The organism is Zobellia russellii (assembly GCF_018728565.1).
In the GTDB taxonomy this organism is placed as follows: Bacteria; Bacteroidota; Bacteroidia; order Flavobacteriales; family Flavobacteriaceae; genus Zobellia; species Zobellia russellii.
Genome location: NZ_JACSOI010000001.1, coordinates 944,394 through 964,527, shown reverse-complemented (window position 1 = coordinate 964,527; position 20,134 = coordinate 944,394). Strand labels below are relative to the sequence as shown.

The following is a 20,134-nucleotide window of genomic DNA, read 5'->3' as shown; positions in this document are numbered from 1 at the left end:
GGTTCTACCGAACAGTAACGGAAACAACCAAAAAATTAAAAATGAAAATAGCCATTATAGGAGCAGGAAATTTAGGACTTTCCATTGCAAAGGGAATTTTAAATTCCAACGGTGCTACAACCATGTACCTGACCAAAAGAAACACTGCTGAAATTGAGGAATATGCCAACTATGGCAATGTTACAATTACCTCGGACAATAGAGAAGCGGTTGAAAATTCGGATATCCTTATTTTGGCCGTGCAGCCCGCTCAATTGGAAAACATTTTGGAAAGCACCAAAGACCTGCTTACGGAAAAACACGTGGTCATCTCTACTATAACCGGTTTTAGTATTGCTAAAATGGAGGATATTCTTGGTGAGGACTGCAATATCATAAGAAGTATGCCCAACACGGCTATTTCGGTAGGGCAATCCATGACCTGTATCTGTAGCAATGAAAAGGGCAAAAAGAAGATTGAATTGGCTAAGGCTATTTTCAATCGTATGGGACATTCCATGGAAATTCCTGAAACCCAAATGCAGGCCGCAACGGTAATCTGCGCTAGCGGTATTGCCTTTTGGATGCGTTTGATCCGCGCCACTACACAAGGTGCCATTCAGTTAGGTTTTGATGCCAAGGAAGCACAGGAATTGGCCATGCATACTTGTAGCGGAGCAGCCAGCCTGTTAATTGAATCCGGAAGTCACCCGGAAGCGGAGATTGACCGGGTTACCACACCCCAAGGTTGCACCATTCAAGGTCTAAATGAAATGGAGCACCAAGGTCTTAGCTCTTCCCTTATTCAGGGGATAGTAGCATCCTATGAAAAAATCAGTAGAATTAAAGAGAACCAGTTGTAAAGGGCGGCCTCTCTAATAAAATACAAGAAGCTATGATCAGCTCAACAGTAAAAGTTATGAATTTATTTGATGTTTACCCATTATACGATGTAACCCCGGTTTCTGCAAAGGGGATAGTAGTAACCGATGCTAAAGGAACGGAATACCTGGATTTCTACGGAGGTCATGCCGTAATCTCCATTGGCCACTCTCATCCACATTACGTAAAACGTCTTACGGACCAGCTAAATAAAATAGGGTTTTACAGCAACTCGGTAAAGAACCCTTTGCAAGAGGAACTGGCTACTAAACTAGGCGAGCTTTCGGGCTGTGAAAATTACAATCTGTTTTTATGTAATTCCGGTGCAGAGGCCAATGAAAATGCGCTAAAACTAGCTTCTTTCCATACTGGTAAATCTAGGGTTATCGCATTCACCAACGGTTTTCACGGCCGTACCTCCGCAGCCGTTGCCGCAACGGACAATCCAAAAATAAACGCTCCTATCAATTTACAGCAGGAGGTTACTTTTCTTCCGTTGAACGACTTTGAAGCATTTCAAAATGAAATAGAAAAAGGAGATGTATGTGCGGTAATTATAGAGACCATACAAGGTGTTGGTGGTTTGGATGAACCCACTACGGAATTTTATCAGCAAATTGCCTCACTTACGAAAGCTAACGGATCGGTATTGATTGCCGATGAAGTGCAATGTGGTTTTGGCAGAAGCGGTAAATTCTTCGCTTTTCAGCATCATGACATACAACCGGATATTATTTCGGTGGCCAAAGGTATGGGTAACGGTTTTCCAGTGGGCGGCATTCTAATCCATGAAGACATTAAGGCTTCTTACGGTTTATTGGGCACCACTTTTGGTGGAAATCATTTGGCTTCCGTAGCCACACTGGCAGTTTTAGAAGTTTTGGAAGAAGAAAAACTTATAGAAAACGCGGCGGACTTAGAAGGTTATTTTAAAACCTTGGCTGCAGAAATACCTCAAATTAAAAAAGTAAAAGGTAGAGGTCTTATGTTAGGTCTTGAGTTCAATTTTGAAGTAGCCGATCTAAGGAAGAGGTTAATCCATAACCAACAATTATTTACAGGAGGTGCCAAGGACAAGTATGTTTTAAGAGTCCTTCCTGCCTTAAATATTACCAAAGCGCATTTAGATACTTTTTTCACCGCCTTAAAAGCAGAATTGTAATGAGCTTATTACTGGACATAAAACAACGTAACGCCGTACTTTCTGATATGGCCCAACTTTTGGACAAAGAAAGGATCGCGATTTTAGCTGCCAATAAAATTGATATGGAAAGCTATATGGGCGACGATATTGCCATGCGCGACCGCCTTAAAGTAGACCAAAGTAAAATAGACGGTATGATTTTGAGCCTGCAGCAACTTGCGGCACAAGAAGACCCTCTAGGTGTGGAACGCTTTAGTTTTGAGCACGAGAACGGTATGCAGGTAAGCAATAAGACAGCTCCTTTTGGAACGATTCTTATTATATATGAATCCAGACCCGATGTTACTATCGAAGCGGCTGGAATCGCATTTAAATCAGGAAACAAGATTTTATTGAAAGGCGGAAAAGAATCGCTTAACAGCAATCTGCTATTGGTAGATTTATGGCACAAAGCGCTAGAAGCTAATGAGGCCGATGCGGATTGGGTTACCTATCTGCAATTCAACCGGACGGAAACTCAGGCTTTCCTAGAAAAACCTACCCAAAAGGTGGATCTTATTGTACCTAGAGGTGGCGAAAGGCTAATCGCTTTTGTAAAACAGCATGCCACCTGCCCTGTTATTGTTAGTGGTCGTGGAAATAATTTTGTTTTTATTGATAAGGAGGCCGATTTAGAGATGGCAATAGACATTATCATCAACGCAAAAACGACCAAAATATCGGCCTGTAACGCTCTGGACAAGGTTCTTGTTTCATCGGATTTACCACGCAAACAACAGTTCCTTCAGCATTTAATACAGGAACTAAAAAAGAGTGATGTTGAAATTTTGGCCGATGATGCCATATCCGGTATGGAGGGTACAAAAACCATAGAGGACGAGCGGGTTTGGTACGAGGAGTTTCTAGATTACAAGATTGTAATTGGCCAAAGTTCGGATATTGAAGATGCCATTTCAAAAATAAACACTTACGGTGGTGGGCATAGCGCCTCGATCATTACGGCCAATAACGAAACTGCAGATTATTTCATGAGCAATGTAGATACAGCAGCAGTCTACCACAATGCCTCTACCCGCTTTACGGATGGCGGGCAATTTGGACTGGGGGGCGAACTTGCCATTAGTACGGACAAGTTGCACCAAAGAGGCCCTATAGGGTTGCAACACTTGGTGACCAATAAGTGGTATGTAAAAGGAAACGGGCAAACAAGAGGATAAATTTCAACTCCCCCTTGTCTCCCAACGAATGAAAAAGAATACCTGATGAAAAAAAGGATTTTATTAAAAATAGGCTCTAACACCCTTACCAAGGAAACCAATCAGATTTCCCGAGGAAAAATAGAGGACATAGGTAGACAAATAGCACTGCTTAAGGACGATTATGAGTTTGTCATTGTAAGTTCCGGGGCCATTGCCGCAGCTAAGCAGTTCGTGAAATTGGAGCACAACGGAGAGGAAATCAACGTAAAACAAGCATTGGCCGCTATTGGCCAACCGCATTTAATGCGTATGTTCCAAGAGAGCTTTAGGGAATTAGGAATTTTTGCTGCACAGTGTCTTTTATCGTATTCGGATTTTGAGAACCCAAAATCAAAAGCCAATATCAAGAATACTATAGACATTTTGGTAAGCAATAATTTTATTCCTGTCATTAATGAAAATGACACGGTTGCCGCAGATGAGATTCAGTTTGGCGATAATGATAAACTGGCCGCATTAACGGCTGCCTTGCTTAAAGCGGACCTTTTAATGATTGCCACCAATACGGATGGGATATATACCAAAGCTTCCATAGAAAACGGAAAACCGGACACTATTGCAGAAGTATTGGGTATTGATAGTCTGCAACAAGAAATAAGCTCGCACAAATCATCGCACGGTACCGGAGGAATGCAATCCAAAGTGGAAGCTGCTACCATTGCCCAAAAGGCCGGTATTGAAACTTGGATCGTAAACGGACTTAACGACAACTTTATAACCGATGCTTTTGAGGGGACGGGCAAGCATACCAAAATAAAGACAACAGACGGTCACTTTTTAGCGGACCATTGATGTAGATAACATCCACAGAAAAAATAGAATAGCAAGAGAAAAGAACACAAATGAAACATTACCTTTCTTTACAAGACATAGATTCGTTGGAAAACTGGGTGAAAGAGGCCCGAAATTTAAAAGAAGCCCCAAGGAAACACAAGAGCTTAGGTTCGGACAAAACTATTGGGTTGTTATTCTTCAACAACAGTCTCCGTACTCGCTTGAGCACCCAAAAAGCAGCTATGAACCTTGGAATGGAGGTAATTGTCATGAATTTTGGAAGCGAAGGGTGGGCTTTGGAATATGCCGATGGCACGGTTATGGACCAAGGAACTTCAGAACACATTAAAGAAGCAGCACAAGTTATATCACAGTACTGTGATATTGTTGCCATTAGAGCCTTTGCCGGATTGCAGGACAAAGAAGAAGACGAGGCCGAAAAGGTTTTGAACGGATTTAAAAAATACGCCAGCGTACCCATTGTAAATATGGAAAGTTCAGTAGGCCACCCGTTACAGGCTTTGGCCGATGCCATTACCTTGGCCGAACAAAACACTAAGACAAGACCTAAAGTGGTACTTTCTTGGGCACCTCACCCAAAGGCATTACCTCATGCCGTAGCCAATTCATTTGTAGAGATGATGCATTTGCAAGATGCCGATTTTGTAATTACACATCCGGAAGGCTACGAATTGAACCCAGAAGTCACCAAAGGAGCAACTATTGAGTACGACCAGAACAAAGCTTGCGAAAATGCCGACTTCATTTACGTAAAAAACTGGAGCAGTTACAACGATTACGGCAAAGTCTTAAACCAAGACAAAAGCTGGACCATGACCCCGGAAAAAGTGGGTAACGCTAAATTTATGCACTGTCTACCGGTACGTAGAAACATAGTAGTTGCGGATGCTGTCCTAGATGGCGACCAATCTTTGGTCATAGAACAAGCCAACAATAGAACTTACGCCGCACAAATTGTATTGAAGAAAATATTGGAACAGTAAACCCATGAAGTTATCTATCATAAAAATAGGCGGTAATGTCATTGAAAATAAAGAGGAACTCTCTAAATTCCTAAAAGCTTTTTCCGAATTGGAAGGGCCAAAAATATTGGTTCATGGCGGTGGAAAACTGGCCACTCAATTGGGCAAAAGATTAGGTATAGAATCCAAACTCATTGGTGGGCGCCGTATTACAGATGAAAAAAACCTTGAACTGATTACCATGGTCTATGGCGGACTCGTCAATAAAAATATCGTAGCGGAGCTACAATCCTTAAATTGTAATGCCATTGGACTTAGCGGTGCGGACGGAGATACCATTCAAGCGCACAAAAGACCTGTAAAAGATATTGATTACGGCTTTGCTGGAGATGTAGATGGTGTAAACGCAACGGTTATTACAAAGCTATTAGAAGCAGGGCTAACTCCCGTTTTCTGTGCGATGACCCATAATGGCGAGGGGCAACTATTGAACACCAATGCAGATACCATTGCTTCTGAGTTGGCCATTGGCATGAGCTCTAGTTACGAAACCACCCTTTATTATTGTTTTGAGAAAAAGGGTGTCCTAATGGATGTAACCGATGAAGAATCCGTAGTTAAGCATATTGATACCGAATCCTACAAAACCTTGCTGGAGCAGAAAATTATTGCAGATGGCATGCTCCCAAAAATGGAAAATTGCTTTCACGCCCTTAAACAAAACGTACATCAGGTACGCATTGGAGACATAGGCATGTTAGACCCTAAATCCACTTTATTCACTACCCTTACCTTATAAAAATGGAACAAGCAGCATTAACGCAAAAAGCAATAGACTTATTAAAGGAACTGATTTCGATTCAATCGTTTTCATCTGAAGAGGATAAAACTGCGGACGCCATTGAGAACTGGTTCAAAGCTTTTGACATTCCTTTTAAACGTCACTTAAACAATGTGTACGCGGTAAACAAACACTATGATGAAAGCAAGCCTACCTTGCTTCTAAATTCGCATCATGACACGGTAAAACCAAATTCGGCTTACACAAGAGACCCTTTCAACGCACATATTGAAGATGGAAAACTTTATGGTTTGGGCAGTAACGATGCGGGTGGCGCTTTGGTTTCCCTTATCGCAACGTTCACCCACTATTATGCGGAAGAAAACCTAAATCATAATATTCTAATGGTAGCTTCTATGGAAGAAGAAAGCTCAGGCCCTAATAGCCTACGTGGACTTCTGCCACACCTACCAAAGATTGATGTTGCCATTGTGGGCGAACCTACTTTGTTGGATTTGGCCATAGCTGAAAAAGGATTGGTCGTTTTTGATGCGGTCATAAAAGGCACTCCATCACATGCCGCACACCCCAACGATAACAACTCCATTTACAACACTATTGAAGTATTGGAGTGGTTCAAAAACTATAAGTTCGATAAGGTTTCGGAAGCCTTAGGCCCCGTAAAATTAACGGTTACACAAATTAACGGAGGCTCACAACATAACGTGGTTCCTGCACAGGTAGACTTGGTTATAGATGTGCGTGTAAACGACAAATACACCAACGGAGAAATTGCTGAAATCCTAAAGAAAGAAGCACCTTGTGAATTAAAGGAGCGCTCATTAAAACTGAATTCTTCGGCTATTGATAAAAATCATCCATTAGTGCAGTCGGGAATTGCATTAGGAAGAAAAACCTACGGCTCCCCTACACTCTCGGACCAAGCCGCATTAACCTGTCAGTCCCTTAAACTAGGACCTGGAGACAGCACACGATCACATTCGGCAGATGAATACATCTACGTCAAAGAAATAGAAGACGGAATAGATTTGTATATTAATTTATTGAAAGGATTTCTTTTTTAGTGCTAGGTTCATAGTTAAAAGTTAATAGAAAATGTATAATTACAAGGAGCTTATTGTTTGGCAGAAATCAATGGATCTCGTTGAAAAAGTTTATAAATTGACTTCTTCTTTTCCGGTCGAAGAGAAATTTGGTCTTACCAGCCAAATTAGGAGATGTGCAGTTTCTATACCAAGTAATATTGCAGAGGGTACCGGTAGATTATCAAAAAAAGTATTTCGGCATTTTTTGGAAATTTCAAACGGGTCCATCAATGAATTAAAAACACAATTGGAAATATCAAAAAGAATCGGATTTCTGTCTGAGGAAGATTTAGAGGGAACTTTCGACCTATGCGATGAAGTTCAAAAAATGACATTCACATTAATCAAAAAGTATAGTGACTTTTAACTATAAACTTAAAACTTATATCTGAAAAAATGAAACTCTGGGACAAAGGCTTTAGCACCGATAAAAAAATTGACCATTTCACCGTTGGAAACGACCGTGAGCTTGATTTGCACTTGGCAAAATACGACGTTATTGCTTCGCAAGCGCATGCCAAAATGCTGGGTAAAATAGGACTGTTGACCAATGAGGAAACTGCGGACTTGGTAAAAGAATTGGATGCCATTGCCGAAACCATTGAAAAAGGCGAGTTCGTAATTGAAGATTCGTTTGAGGACATGCACTCAAAAATAGAATATGTACTCACTGAAAAACTTGGCGACACCGGTAAAAAAATACACACCGCACGGTCTAGAAACGATCAAGTTTTGGTGGCCATGCACCTATACCTGAAAAACGAACTTTCAGAAATAAAATCAAGCACCAAGGAGTTGTTTGATTTGCTTTTGGAACTTGCAGAAAAGCACAAAGACGTTTTGCTTCCGGGATATACCCATTTACAGATTGCAATGCCATCTTCTTTTGGGCTGTGGTTATCGGCTTATGCAGAAAGTCTTATTGATGATTTATATTTTGTTGATGCAGCTTATAAGGTAGCTGACCAAAATCCTTTAGGAAGTGCAGCCGGTTATGGAAGCTCCTTCCCTATAGACCGCAGTTTCACGACAAAGGAAATGGGTTTTGAAACTCTTAAATATAACGTTGTTGCCGCTCAAATGGGCCGTGGAAAAGTTGAGAAAGCAACTGCTTTTGGAATGGCAAATATCGCCGCTACCCTATCAAAACTGGCTATGGACATCTGTTTGTACATGAGTCAGAATTTCAACTTTCTGTCCTTTCCAGATGAGTTGACCACCGGTAGTAGTATTATGCCGCACAAGAAAAACCCTGATGTTTTTGAGCTTGTACGGGGTAAATGCAACAAGCTACAGAGCATACCCAATCAGTTGACTTTGGTCATCAATAACCTACCGAGCGGATATCATCGTGATCTGCAATTGGTAAAAGAAATTATTGTTCCCGCCATTCAGGATATGAAAGCGTGTATTGAGATTCTTACTTTCAGTCTTAAAGAAATGCAGGTGAACAAGGGCATTTTGGAAGACCCGAAATACGATTATCTCTTTAGTGTAGACACATTGAACGAATTGGTACAAAGCGGGTTACCCTTTAGAGATGCCTACAAAAAAATGGGACAAGAAATTCAAGAAGGCACCTTTACGCCAAAGAGAGACATTCACCATACTCACGAAGGTAGCTTAGGTAATTTATGTTTGAAGGAGATTAAAGGGAAGATGGACAAGATTTCTTAAATTCACGTAAAATTACTTAGAAAAAGTAAGTATAAAAGAAGGTGAATGACAAATATCTACTGGCCTGTATATAAAAATTTAGAAAAAGAGTTTCTGGATTTAACATACTCAATTCATATTGACGATAATCAGCTTGAAGTTTATTCTTCCAAAATTTCCGATTTAATATTGAGAAGTGCCATAGAAATTGAGTCAATTTCTAAAGAGCTTTATTACAGAGAGGGAGGAAAAGAAATTAAAAATATAAAATTTGACATTGATGCACTAAAATACCTTAACAATAAGTGGATTTTAGAAGAAAAAATCGTTTTCATCAGCTCATTAAATTGTTTTCTTTCCGAAGACTCAATACAACCTTTCAAAAAGAAAGCCACTAAACACAGTGGAAGACTAACCTACAACTGGAACAATGCATATCAACACTTAAAACATAATAGAGGTGAAAATCTTAGATATGGTTGTTTGAAAAATCTATTTGAAATTTTGGCCGCCCTATATATCCTTAATATCTACTACAAAAAGGAAACACTCGAATTAGGTAGTGAACCCGGAAAGTTTTCTGGGACCTTAGGCTCTAAGTTCTTCTCAATAAAAGTCCATCGAAATCACTCAATCAATCAATACGGAATAATTAAAGATAAAGATTTTGAACAGTGCACTTACTTTATCGCATATACAAAAGAAATTAAAAAAGTAATTCAAAATATAGACTATTCGAATTTAGAAAATCTTGCCTCGCAAGGAAACAAGGTTAAGTTATTAGAATGGAAACTTGATGCTCATCGTTCGGGACTATTTGATACACTTCAAAATCTAAAATTTGAGGCCATATTAAATGAAAACAATATAAACACATGAAATTATCAAAGTTTAAGGTCTCTCTAGTTATACTATTATTTTTTACATCGCAGAACTTCTGCCAAGACACCTACCAAAGAAACACTTCTGCAGATGTACAGGCTTACGTTTTTGGGCTTACTTTAAATGATGCATCCAATAGCATAAAAGGAGAAGCTGAAATTACTGTAGATTTTAAAAACGAAGTGAATCCGTTTGCATTGGACCTCATCGCCAAAGGAGATACCTATGGCATGCAAGTGACCCATGTTTTTGAAGGAGACACAGAAGCTATCTATAGCTACGAGCAAAACAAAATAAACATAACGCCATCTGCATCCAAAGAAAAAACAAGAACTTATAAAGTGGTCTATGAAGGCATTCCTGAGAGAGGCCTTGTCATTGACACCACTAAATTTGGGCAACGTTCTTTTTTTGGTGACAACTGGCCCAATTTGGCACGGCACTGGCTTCCATCGGTAGACCACCCATCGGACAAAGCTACTATTGAATTTAGGATTACCGCTCCCGACCATTATGATGTAGTGGCCACTGGCGAAAAAATAGAAGAAAGCAATTTAGGCAACGGATTAAAATTGACTGCCTACAAAGAACCCGCTCCCGTTGCCATGAAAGTAGTAACCATTGGGGTTACGAAATTTGCAAGCAAACTGTTGGACGAGGTGTATGACATTCCTGTTTCGGCATGGGTTTACCCAGAAAACCGGTTGGACGGATTCTCGGACTATGGTGTAGCTACCAAAGTGCTGAAATATTTTATAGATAATATTGGTCCATATTCCTACGCCAAATTGGCCAACATGCAGGCCAAGACCCAATGGGGAGGTCTTGAAAATGCGGGCACTATTGCTTATTTTGAAAATTCCGTAACCGGAAAAAACGAAGTAGAAGGACTTATTGCCCATGAAATAGCCCACCAATGGTTCGGTAATTCTGCCAGTGAGAACGATTGGAACCATGTTTGGCTTAGCGAAGGTTTCGCTACCTATTTCGCAATCCTTTATCAAGAAAGTGTCTATGGTAATGACAAGCGAAAAGAGGAGTTAGAACTGGACCGTAAGCAAATCATAGACTATTATCAAAAGAACCCATCACCCATTGTAGACCCTTCCATTACTGACCCAATGAAGGTTTTAAGCACAAACACCTACCAAAAAGGGGGTTGGGTATTGAATATGCTACGCCATAAGTTAGGCGATGAGATTTTTTGGAAAGGCATTAAGACTTATTACAAGGCTTTTCGGAATTCCAATGCAATGACTGTTGATTTTCGGAAAATAATGGAACAGGCTTCAGGGGAATACCTTGAGTCGTTCTTTCAGCAGTGGCTGTTTATAAAGGGTTATCCAGAACTTAAATGGGATTGGAACTACAATAAGAAGAATCTGCAAATCAATCTTACTCAAGTTCAAAAGCATCATATTTTTAAATTTCCCATTGAAATAGGTGTTGTTAAAGACGGGGAAATTGTCATCTACAAAATGGATATTGAAAACGCCAGAAAGAACTTGACCATAAAACTAGACTACCAACCGGATGATGTTGTTCTAGACCCGGAATCTTGGTTGCTGTTTGAAGAGAAAAGCAACTAAATATACCCACCACCACTCTAAGTTTTAACTTCCTTCCCTCTTGAACATAATACTAGGGAGGTGAATTTATCTTACAATAATCTTTTGTTTTTTAGAACTATTTACTCCTCTAAAAATCAATGTTGTAGTCATATTTCCCCTATTCAAATATGTCTCACACTTATAGTTTTAACAAACTCACCTTGTAAATTATAGTATTCACAACAAAAATTCTTCGACAGAATACCATTCTTATACTTTTAAATACCAATTAACCAATACCCAACCATTTTTAACCTACTACCCCGCATGAAAAGAATTTTCATTCCCCTAATTTCCCTTTGTATATTTTCTTGCAGTACTGATTTGGAAGAAGATACCCTGGATGCAATTGATGAAACTACCAAAACAACATCCGAAAATGAGGAAGAGACCGAAGAAACTACTTCGGAAAACACAAATTCAATTCCTGTTTTTGAAGCAGCCAACTATTCAATAAATGAGCACTCATTAGCTGCCAGTTCTATTGGTTTTGTAACTGCTACCGATAGTGACCAAGATGAAATAACTTACTCCATAGAGTCTAGTGCCGATCTTATAATTGACGAAGTTACCGGTGAAATCATAACGGGTCCGCTGCTTAAACCAGACTTTGAAACAAAGGATTCCTACACGTTTATGGTCTCTGCATTTGACGGTAAAACTATAGTTGACAAGAGTTATGACCTAGCAATTAACAATGTAGACGAAGTTACACTTCTAACGGACGAACAAAAGGAAGTTGTTGCTTATGCCCAACATTTAACCTATTGGAAAGGAGATAGTAACATTCCTCTAGACTTTAACCAAAAATGGGCAAACTCTATGAAATTGCACCTTACCGGAACCATTTCAGAACAATATGAAACTACTACGAAAAGCGTCTTAGAACAGTACAACGCATTATTCTCTTCTGGAGATTTCAACATATCGTTAGTTCAAAATTCCGAAGATGCAAATGCAATTTTATTTTACGGCAGTAAAGAAGAGGTAGAAGGGGTTTGGCCTGATATGTACGATGAAATTAAAGATGGGAATTACCATGGTTTTGCTATGAGCCCGTCCGAAAATTCTGTTTTGGTCTCCACCCGAATATGGATATCAAACCCGGCCGAAGCACTTTTAAAACACGAGCTTGGGCATGCACTAGGTTTTGGACATTCTAATAAATGTGAAGACGAAGGAAGCTTTTTGTGCTCTCAAATTAGTACAGAAAATGATTTCCTAGAAGTAGAAAAAGATATTATTCGTTTCATCTACAGTTCTAAAATTACCGCTGGTCTTACCGAAGAAGAAATAGAAGCAATTCTGGCTGATATTATACTAAATGAGGAATAGGCCATAAGATATAGTCTCCATCATTTTATCTAACCTGTACGCGAATACTACCCCAAACCAACCAGAAATGACTAAAAACCTACTGCCCATTCTGCTATTTTTATTTTTTAGCGCTAGCACAGTTGCCCAATCATTTACCTCAATTTGGAATACCAATAATACAGAAACAGGTTCTTCTGCTAACAACCAAATAACCATACCTACCAACCCCGCATACACTACTTACAATTATGATGTAGATTGGGGAGATGGCTCTACGGATACTGGGGTAACAGGTAATATAACTCATGACTATGCCGCACCAGGCACCTATACAATTCAAATAAGTGGCACTTTCCCATCTATCTATTTTAATGATGACCGGGCTAATGATAAACTAAAAATCATTGAAATATTGGCTTGGGGTGATATTCAATGGCAGACTATGGAAAATGCTTTTTTTGGGTGTGCAAATATGAATTTTGATTTAATCGATTCACCAGATTTGACCCAAGTAACTTCATTTAAAAATATGTTTAGAGGAGGAACTTCATTCAATGGAATTGTGAATGAATGGGATATAAGTACGATTACTGATCTTTCTGGAACTTTTGCAAATTGTAACACCTTTAATAGACCTTTAGATTTATGGGATACAAGTAACGTTACAGATATGTCTGAAACTTTTGCTAGTGCAGGTCAATATAATGAGCCATTAGATAATTGGAATACTGGTGCTGTAACTAACATGTCCGCAATGTTTAGTAGTGCTGGTAATTTTAACCAAAATATCAACAATTGGAATGTTGCTCAGGTAACAAACATGTCTGCAATGTTTAGATATACTAATAGGTTCAATTTCCCATTAAATAATTGGATTGTAAGCAACGTAACAGATATGTCGTCCATGTTTGATGGTTCTGCTTTTAACCACCCTATTGGTAATTGGAATGTAGCTAGTGTAACAAATATGTCTGGAATGTTTAGACATGCCGTTTACAATCACCCTTTAGCTAGTTGGGATGTATCTTCTGTTCTAGATTTCTCAGAAATGTTTCAAAGACATAGAACTTTTAATCACCCCTTAAACAATTGGAATGTTACTAATGCTACCAATATGTCTAGCATGTTTGATGGTTGGTATTGGGATCAAGTTTACAACCACCCACTAAACAATTGGAATGTTAGTAACGTAACTAATATGAGTTACATGTTTAGAGACAACTCTGGTTTTAACCAAGATATAAGTGGATGGAATGTTAGCAATGTAACTAATATGGCAGGTATGTTTTCGCTAACAGATGTATTTAATCAAGATATAAGTGGGTGGAACGTTAGCAGTGTCACGAACATGTCCACAATGTTTCAACAGGCACAGGTGTTCAATCAACCCCTAAATAATTGGAATATAAGTAATGTAACTAATGTTTCATCAATGTTTGATAGGGCTTCAAGTTTCAATCAACCATTAAATTTATGGAACCTCAGCAAAGTTACTAGTTTCCAAAACATGTTTAACCGTGCAAGTTCTTTTAATCAAGATATAACGGGCTGGAATACATCTAGTATTACCGATATGTCTGGTATGTTCACTTCTGCCAATACTTTCAACCAAAACTTGGGTATTTGGGATATTTCTTCTGTGACCAATATGACAAATATGTTGTCAAATAGTGGAATATCGCAGGAAAATTATGATAATACATTAATTGGTTGGGCTGGTCAAACTGTAAATACTGGAGTAAATTTAGGCGCAACAAACCTACAATATTGCGATGCCTTAAGCCAAAGACAAAGTTTAATAGATGATGATGGCTGGACAATCTCCGGAGATGCGGTCAACTGTTCGTATGTACTTTGTACCGATATTACGATGCCGCATGCAAGTGATACAGCTACACCTGCTAATAGCGATATCCGGTGGGATCCTGCACCAAATGCCACAGGGTATAAAGTTACCTTAGAAATTGAACGTGGTGGGGTTCGTAGTTATGCTACTATTGGTGGAAATACCGCTAACAATTATGATGTAGGAAATACCGTAGGTTTAGACTTTACCAATGAATTTATGGCTAATGACACCGTATATGTTACTGTAGTACCTTATAATGGTGAAGGGGATGCCGTAGGATGCCAAGAAATTAGTTTTACTGTAGTTGAAAGTTGGGTTAACAGAACCGATGTTTTTAAAATCACTATTGATACTAGAAATTTAGATACCAGTTCTTCTGCGGCAAATCAATATAGAATAGAACTAAATGATGGCTATCCAGACTATTTAACATACGACTTTAATATTGATTGGGGAGATGGGCAGTATGATAATAATGTTACAAATGATATAACACATTCTTATTTAAACCCTGGAATTTATACAATTGCAATCATTGGAGATTTCCCTGCATTTTACCACAGTTCCAGCAATAGAGATAATAAAAAACTTATTTCAATGGACCAATGGGGAGACCAGGTTTGGGGTTCTATGCAAAGTACGTTCTATTACTGCCAAAATATGGAATACAACGCAACGGATATTCCTAATCTTTCACAAGTTGAAAGCATGCAAAATATGTTTGGTGCTTGTTTTTTGTTTAACGGTAACATTAATGATTGGGATGTTAGTAATGTTACTAATATGAGTGGTGTTTTCTTAGCAGCTCAAGCTTTTAATCAACCATTAAATAATTGGGATATAAGTAATGTAACAACTATATCTACAATGTTTCTTGGTGCGGATGCCTTTGACCAACCACTTGACAATTGGAATACCAGTAATGTAACGGATATGTCCAGAACTTTTGAACAGACCGAATTATTCAATCAGAACATTAATAATTGGGATGTTAGTAATGTAACCGATATGTCTAGTATGTTCGAAAGAGCACTGCTTTTTAATCAACCACTAGATAATTGGGATGTCAGTAATGTAACCGATATGTCTAAAATGTTCGATGGTTTTGTATATGACATTCCATTTAATCAGCCTTTAGACAATTGGGACGTGAGTAGCGTAACCAACATGACAATGATGTTTAGGAGAGCAATAGACTTTAATCAAAATATTAATGGTTGGAATGTTACTAATGTAACCAATATGGCTTTAATGTTTAACAATACAGATGCCTTTAATCAACCTTTAAACAATTGGAATGTATCATCTGTAACAGATATGAATTCTATGTTCAACGGAGCAGATAATTTTAATCAAAATATTAATGGTTGGAATGTTACCAATGTAACTAATATGTCCTCCATGTTTAACAATGCTTCAAGTTTTGACCAACCACTAAACAGTTGGGACGTAAATTCCGTGGTAAACATGTCTAGTATGTTTCGTGGTGCATCAGTATTTAACCAACCCTTAGATAACTGGGATGTAAGTGCAGTAGCAAATATGACTTCTATGTTCGAAGATGCCGTACTCTTCAACCAACCTATAAGTACATGGAACGTTAGTTCTGTAACCCTTATGGAATCTATGTTTGAAGATGCCGAAGTTTTTAATCAAAATTTAAATAATTGGAACACTGCAGTAGTAACCAATTTTGAAGCGATGTTTAAAAACGCTCTAGCATTTAATGAACCGCTATCTAATTGGAATACTGGTGAAGCATTAACCATGCAAGAAATGTTTATGGGAGCTTCTACCTTTAACCAAAACATTGACCCTTGGGATGTTTCCTTTGTAACCACTATGGAAGCCATGTTCAATGGAGCAACATCATATAACCAAACCGTGAACTCTTGGAACGTAGCTTCTGTAGCTACTATGGAAGATATGTTTAAAGATGCAATAGCCTTTAATGAAAATATTGGTGATTGGAATGTTCGTGGTGTTACTACTATGGAAGAAATGTTCAGCGGCGCAACCGTCTTTAACCAAGACCTAAATAACTGGCGTATTTCTGGAGTAGAGAACATGGATTATATGTTCAGAAATGCATCGGCATACAACCAACCTATGGATTTATGGAATCCAGGTTTAGTAACAATGCATGCTATGTTTGATAATGCCATTGCTTTAAACCAAAGTTTGGCAGAATGGGATGTTAGTAATGTTACCAATATGAGTGACATGCTAGACCATACTGCTCTGGTTAGAGAAAACTACGACAACACTTTAATTGCTTGGTCAGAGCAAAACCTAACTCCTGGTATTACACTTGGTGCAGAAGATTTACCTTATTGTGATGCACAGGAAGAAAGACAAGCTATGATCGATAATTTTGGTTGGACATTTAACCAAGATGTTCGCGATTGTCCCATACCAGATTGTACCCTATTAACCTCTCCGCTTAATGGCGATACAGATGTACCGGTAAATACAAATATTACGTGGGAACACGCTTTATATGCAGAAGGATACCGTTTAACAGTAGGCACAAGCTCAGGAGGCAACGATATTGTAAATAATGCCACTATAACTAATGAAACCTCATACGAGTTTGCATCCGATTTCAATACTGGAGATGTAGTCTACGTAACCTTAATTCCTTTTAATACAGAAGGAGATGCTGTTGGTCCATGTACCGAAGAAAGTTTTACTATATCAAGTAATCCGGCAACCATACCAGATTGTACTACTTTAATTGAGCCTTTAGATGGAGTAACTGATGTTGCTGTAACCACAGACCTAAGTTGGAACCCTATTTCCAACGCAGATGGCTATAAAATAACAGTAGGAAACTCAGCAGGGGCAAACGACATTCTAAATTCGGAAGATGTTGGTAATATTACCACTTACGAATTTGCAACAGACTTGCCTGAAGACAGTGATATTTTCGTGACTATTATTCCTTACAACGATGAGGGCGATGCCACAAGTTGTACCGAAGAAAGTTTCCATACGGAAATAATTCCTGTACCACCGGTTTGTACAAATTTAACAACTCCATTGAATGGTGCAACTGACGTACCTATTGATACGCAATTAAGTTGGACAGCGGTATCTAACGCTACTGGATATTTAGTAGTTGTTGGAACTACTTCTGGTGGAATTGAAGTAGTAAACAATATTGACGTTGGTAATTTTACCACGTATGATATTCCTGGAGATTTACAAGAAGCTAGGATGCATTACGTAACTATTATTCCGTATAATGCAGAAGGTGATGCAACAGGTTGTATAGAAGAAACCTTTACTACAGGAGATTCTACGAGTCCTCCGTCATGCACAAGTTTATCTGCGCCAATACATGGAGCAACGGCGGTTGCCCCTGATACCAATTTAACATGGGCCGAAATAACTTCTGCTACGGGGTACAAATTATCCGTAGGTACATCTTCAGGCAGTTCTGATATTTATTCTGGCGATGTTGGCGATGTTTTAATTCACGATCTTGCTGCTGATTTACCCGAGAGCACAACAATTTATGTAAGTGTTACTCCGTACAATGATAATGGCGACGCCATGAGCTGTACAGAAGAAAGTTTTACTACCGATGGTGTGCCGCTTTGTACAACATTGTTAATGCCTGCAAACGGAGCAACAAATATTGCGGTAGATGCTAATATTGAATGGAACCCTAGTGGCAACACTAATGGCTATAAATTAACGGTAACTGCTAGCAGTAGTACTGCCAATAATTTAACCGATGTTGATATCACCTCAGGTACTACACACACTTTTGCAAATGACTTTGAAAGAGGTGAAACTGTTACTGTCACTATTACGCCATACAACGATACTGGTGATGCTATTGGATGCACCTCGGAGAGCTTTACTATTGTTCCTCCTCCAATACCAACGTGTACTACTTTAATAACACCAACGGCAGGAGCTGTTGATATTGCTCCAAGCACCAATTTAGAATGGAACGCAAGCACAGATGCAGACGGTTATAAACTTACCGTTATGGCAAGTAATAGCACGTTTAACAATATAACAAATGTTGATATAACTTCGGGTACCACATATAATTTCGCTAATGATTTTGAACAAGGAGAAACTGTTACCGTAACCATTGTACCATATAACTCCGTTGGGGATGCTATAGGGTGTACTTCGGAAAGTTTTACAATAAAACCTGTGTCTACTTGCACAGCTCTAAGTTCACCTACAAATGGTTCTATAGATATTGCAGTAGATTCTGATATTACCTGGAATACTGTAACAGATGCTACGGGTTATAAAGTATCTGTAACCGGCAGTAGCAGCACCGCAAACAACCTAACAGATTTTGATACTACAACTACAACCTATGATTTTACCAATAATTTTGAACAAGGTGAAACCGTTACGATTACCATTACCCCATATAACGAAGTGGGAGATGCTATTGGGTGTACTTCTGAAAGCTTTATTATTGAGGCCGTACCGCCATGCACCTATTTAACCACCCCTACAAATAGCACCATTGATGTAGCTGTTGACACAAATTTGGAATGGCAACCTATTACCGAAGCAAATGGATACAAGTTAACCGTTTTAGCAAGTAGCAGTACGGGTAATAACGTAACCGATTTAGTTTTATCAACCGGAACATCCTATAGTTTTCCAAATGATTTTGAACAAGGCGAAACGGTTACAGTTACCATTGTTCCTTACAATAATGTTGGAGACGCCATTGGGTGTACTTCGGAGAGTTTCACTATAAAGACCATACCCATGTGTACCAACTTGGTATCTCCTGTAAATGGAGATATCATACAAACTATAAGCGAAATTAGCTGGAATCCAGTTATAGACGCTGATGGTTATAGATTAACTGTTGATGGTAGCAATAGTACCGCAAATGACATTTCCAATTATGACACAACAGATACCACTTATGTTCTTCCAAATGATTTTGATGAAGGGGAAAATGTTACGGTTACCATTACTCCGTACAATGAAGTAGGTGATGCAATGGGGTGTGCCTCGGAAAGTTTTGTAATACGGCCAATACCTTCTTGCACCAATTTAACAGTTCCTCTAAACGATGCAACTGATGTTTCTGTCATGACAGATATTTCATGGAATACAAGTTCAGATGCTGATGGTTATCGAATTTCAGTAGGTACATATCTAAACGGCACTGATATTGTAAACAATGAAGACGTAGCTTCTTTAACCAGCTATACCTTTGCTGAAAATTTACCTTCCGAAAGTTTAATTTATGTTACCATTACCCCATACAACACTTCCGGAAGCGCTATTGGTTGTACAACAGAAAGTTTTGAAACGGAGATAATAGCTCCGGGATGTACTCAATTGTCCAGTCCGTTCAATGGAGAAAACAATGTACCATTGGAAAGCAGCATTTTATGGAACGCGATAGACAAAACAGATGGTTACCGCTTATCAATTGGAACCACTCCTAGTGGAACTGAAATCCTCAACAATCAAGATTTAGGTAATACTACAACATATACACACACAGAGGAGTTACCTCTTGATACACAAATTTATATAAATATTGTTCCATACAATAGTGCAGGTAACGCAGTACAATGTGAAGAACAGTCCTTTACCACGGTTATACCGGAAGATGACACCAAGTATGGCTTCTCACCGGATGGAGATGGAATAAATGAATATTGGCATATAGATAATATTGAGTACTACCCGGAAAATTCGGTAATGATTTACAACAGATGGGGAGATGCCGTTTTTCAAATAAACAATTACGACAATAACTCCAATGTTTTCCGTGGTGAGGCCAATTTAAAGACCAAAATGGGTGCAGGAAAATTACCGGCAGGAACTTATTTCTTCCACATTCAGATTGAAGGCGAAACTATTCTTAAAAAAACTACAGGGTACGTAGTAATCAAGCGTTAATC

General features: G+C 38.8%; 13 protein-coding genes. All 13 read left to right on the top strand.

Annotation, left to right across the window (positions count from 1 at the left end; genetic code table 11):
- Positions 1-41 precede the first annotated feature (41 nt).
- Positions 42-842, top strand: a complete 801-nt coding sequence (gene proC, locus H9565_RS03975; RefSeq protein ID WP_215437779.1) for a pyrroline-5-carboxylate reductase — start codon at positions 42-44, stop codon at positions 840-842.
- A gap of 56 nt (positions 843-898) precedes the next feature.
- A complete protein-coding gene (locus H9565_RS03970; RefSeq protein WP_215437777.1) occupies positions 899-2,023 on the top strand; it encodes an aspartate aminotransferase family protein in 1,125 nt (374 codons plus the stop codon).
- The gene (locus tag H9565_RS03965) at positions 2,023-3,222 is read left to right on the top strand and encodes a glutamate-5-semialdehyde dehydrogenase (protein WP_215437775.1); all 1,200 of its coding nucleotides are present in this window, start codon (positions 2,023-2,025) and stop codon (positions 3,220-3,222) included. The genes H9565_RS03970 and H9565_RS03965 overlap by 1 nt, the downstream gene beginning before the upstream one ends.
- Positions 3,223-3,267: 45 nt before the next feature.
- The gene (gene proB, locus H9565_RS03960; protein ID WP_215437774.1) at positions 3,268-4,056 is read left to right on the top strand and encodes a glutamate 5-kinase; all 789 of its coding nucleotides are present in this window, start codon (positions 3,268-3,270) and stop codon (positions 4,054-4,056) included.
- Positions 4,057-4,106: 50 nt separating this feature from the next.
- Complete coding sequence (locus H9565_RS03955; protein ID WP_215437772.1) at positions 4,107-5,042, top strand: N-acetylornithine carbamoyltransferase; 936 nt, start codon at positions 4,107-4,109, stop codon at positions 5,040-5,042.
- A 4-nt stretch (positions 5,043-5,046) separates the two neighbouring features.
- Positions 5,047-5,820: an acetylglutamate kinase gene (argB, locus tag H9565_RS03950; protein WP_215437769.1), complete on the top strand. Its 774-nt coding sequence runs from the start codon at positions 5,047-5,049 to the stop codon at positions 5,818-5,820.
- Positions 5,821-5,822: 2 nt separating this feature from the next.
- Positions 5,823-6,887, top strand: a complete 1,065-nt coding sequence (locus H9565_RS03945; RefSeq protein WP_215437766.1) for a M20 family metallo-hydrolase — start codon at positions 5,823-5,825, stop codon at positions 6,885-6,887.
- A gap of 31 nt (positions 6,888-6,918) precedes the next feature.
- Positions 6,919-7,275 (top strand): four helix bundle protein, encoded by a 357-nt coding sequence (locus tag H9565_RS03940; RefSeq protein WP_215437764.1) that lies wholly within the window; start codon positions 6,919-6,921, stop codon positions 7,273-7,275.
- Positions 7,276-7,304: 29 nt separating this feature from the next.
- Positions 7,305-8,585 (top strand): argininosuccinate lyase, encoded by a 1,281-nt coding sequence (gene argH, locus H9565_RS03935; protein ID WP_215437761.1) that lies wholly within the window; start codon positions 7,305-7,307, stop codon positions 8,583-8,585.
- A 45-nt stretch (positions 8,586-8,630) separates the two neighbouring features.
- Positions 8,631-9,443, top strand: a complete 813-nt coding sequence (locus tag H9565_RS03930; protein ID WP_215437758.1) for a hypothetical protein — start codon at positions 8,631-8,633, stop codon at positions 9,441-9,443.
- On the top strand, positions 9,440-11,035 hold the full coding sequence (locus H9565_RS03925; RefSeq protein WP_215437756.1) for a M1 family metallopeptidase: 1,596 nt from the start codon (positions 9,440-9,442) through the stop codon (positions 11,033-11,035). The genes H9565_RS03930 and H9565_RS03925 overlap by 4 nt, the downstream gene beginning before the upstream one ends.
- Positions 11,036-11,323: 288 nt before the next feature.
- Positions 11,324-12,391, top strand: a complete 1,068-nt coding sequence (locus H9565_RS03920; protein WP_215437754.1) for a hypothetical protein — start codon at positions 11,324-11,326, stop codon at positions 12,389-12,391.
- A 67-nt stretch (positions 12,392-12,458) separates the two neighbouring features.
- The gene (locus H9565_RS03915; protein ID WP_215437752.1) at positions 12,459-20,132 is read left to right on the top strand and encodes a BspA family leucine-rich repeat surface protein; all 7,674 of its coding nucleotides are present in this window, start codon (positions 12,459-12,461) and stop codon (positions 20,130-20,132) included.
- The last annotated feature ends 2 nt before the right edge of the window (positions 20,133-20,134 follow it).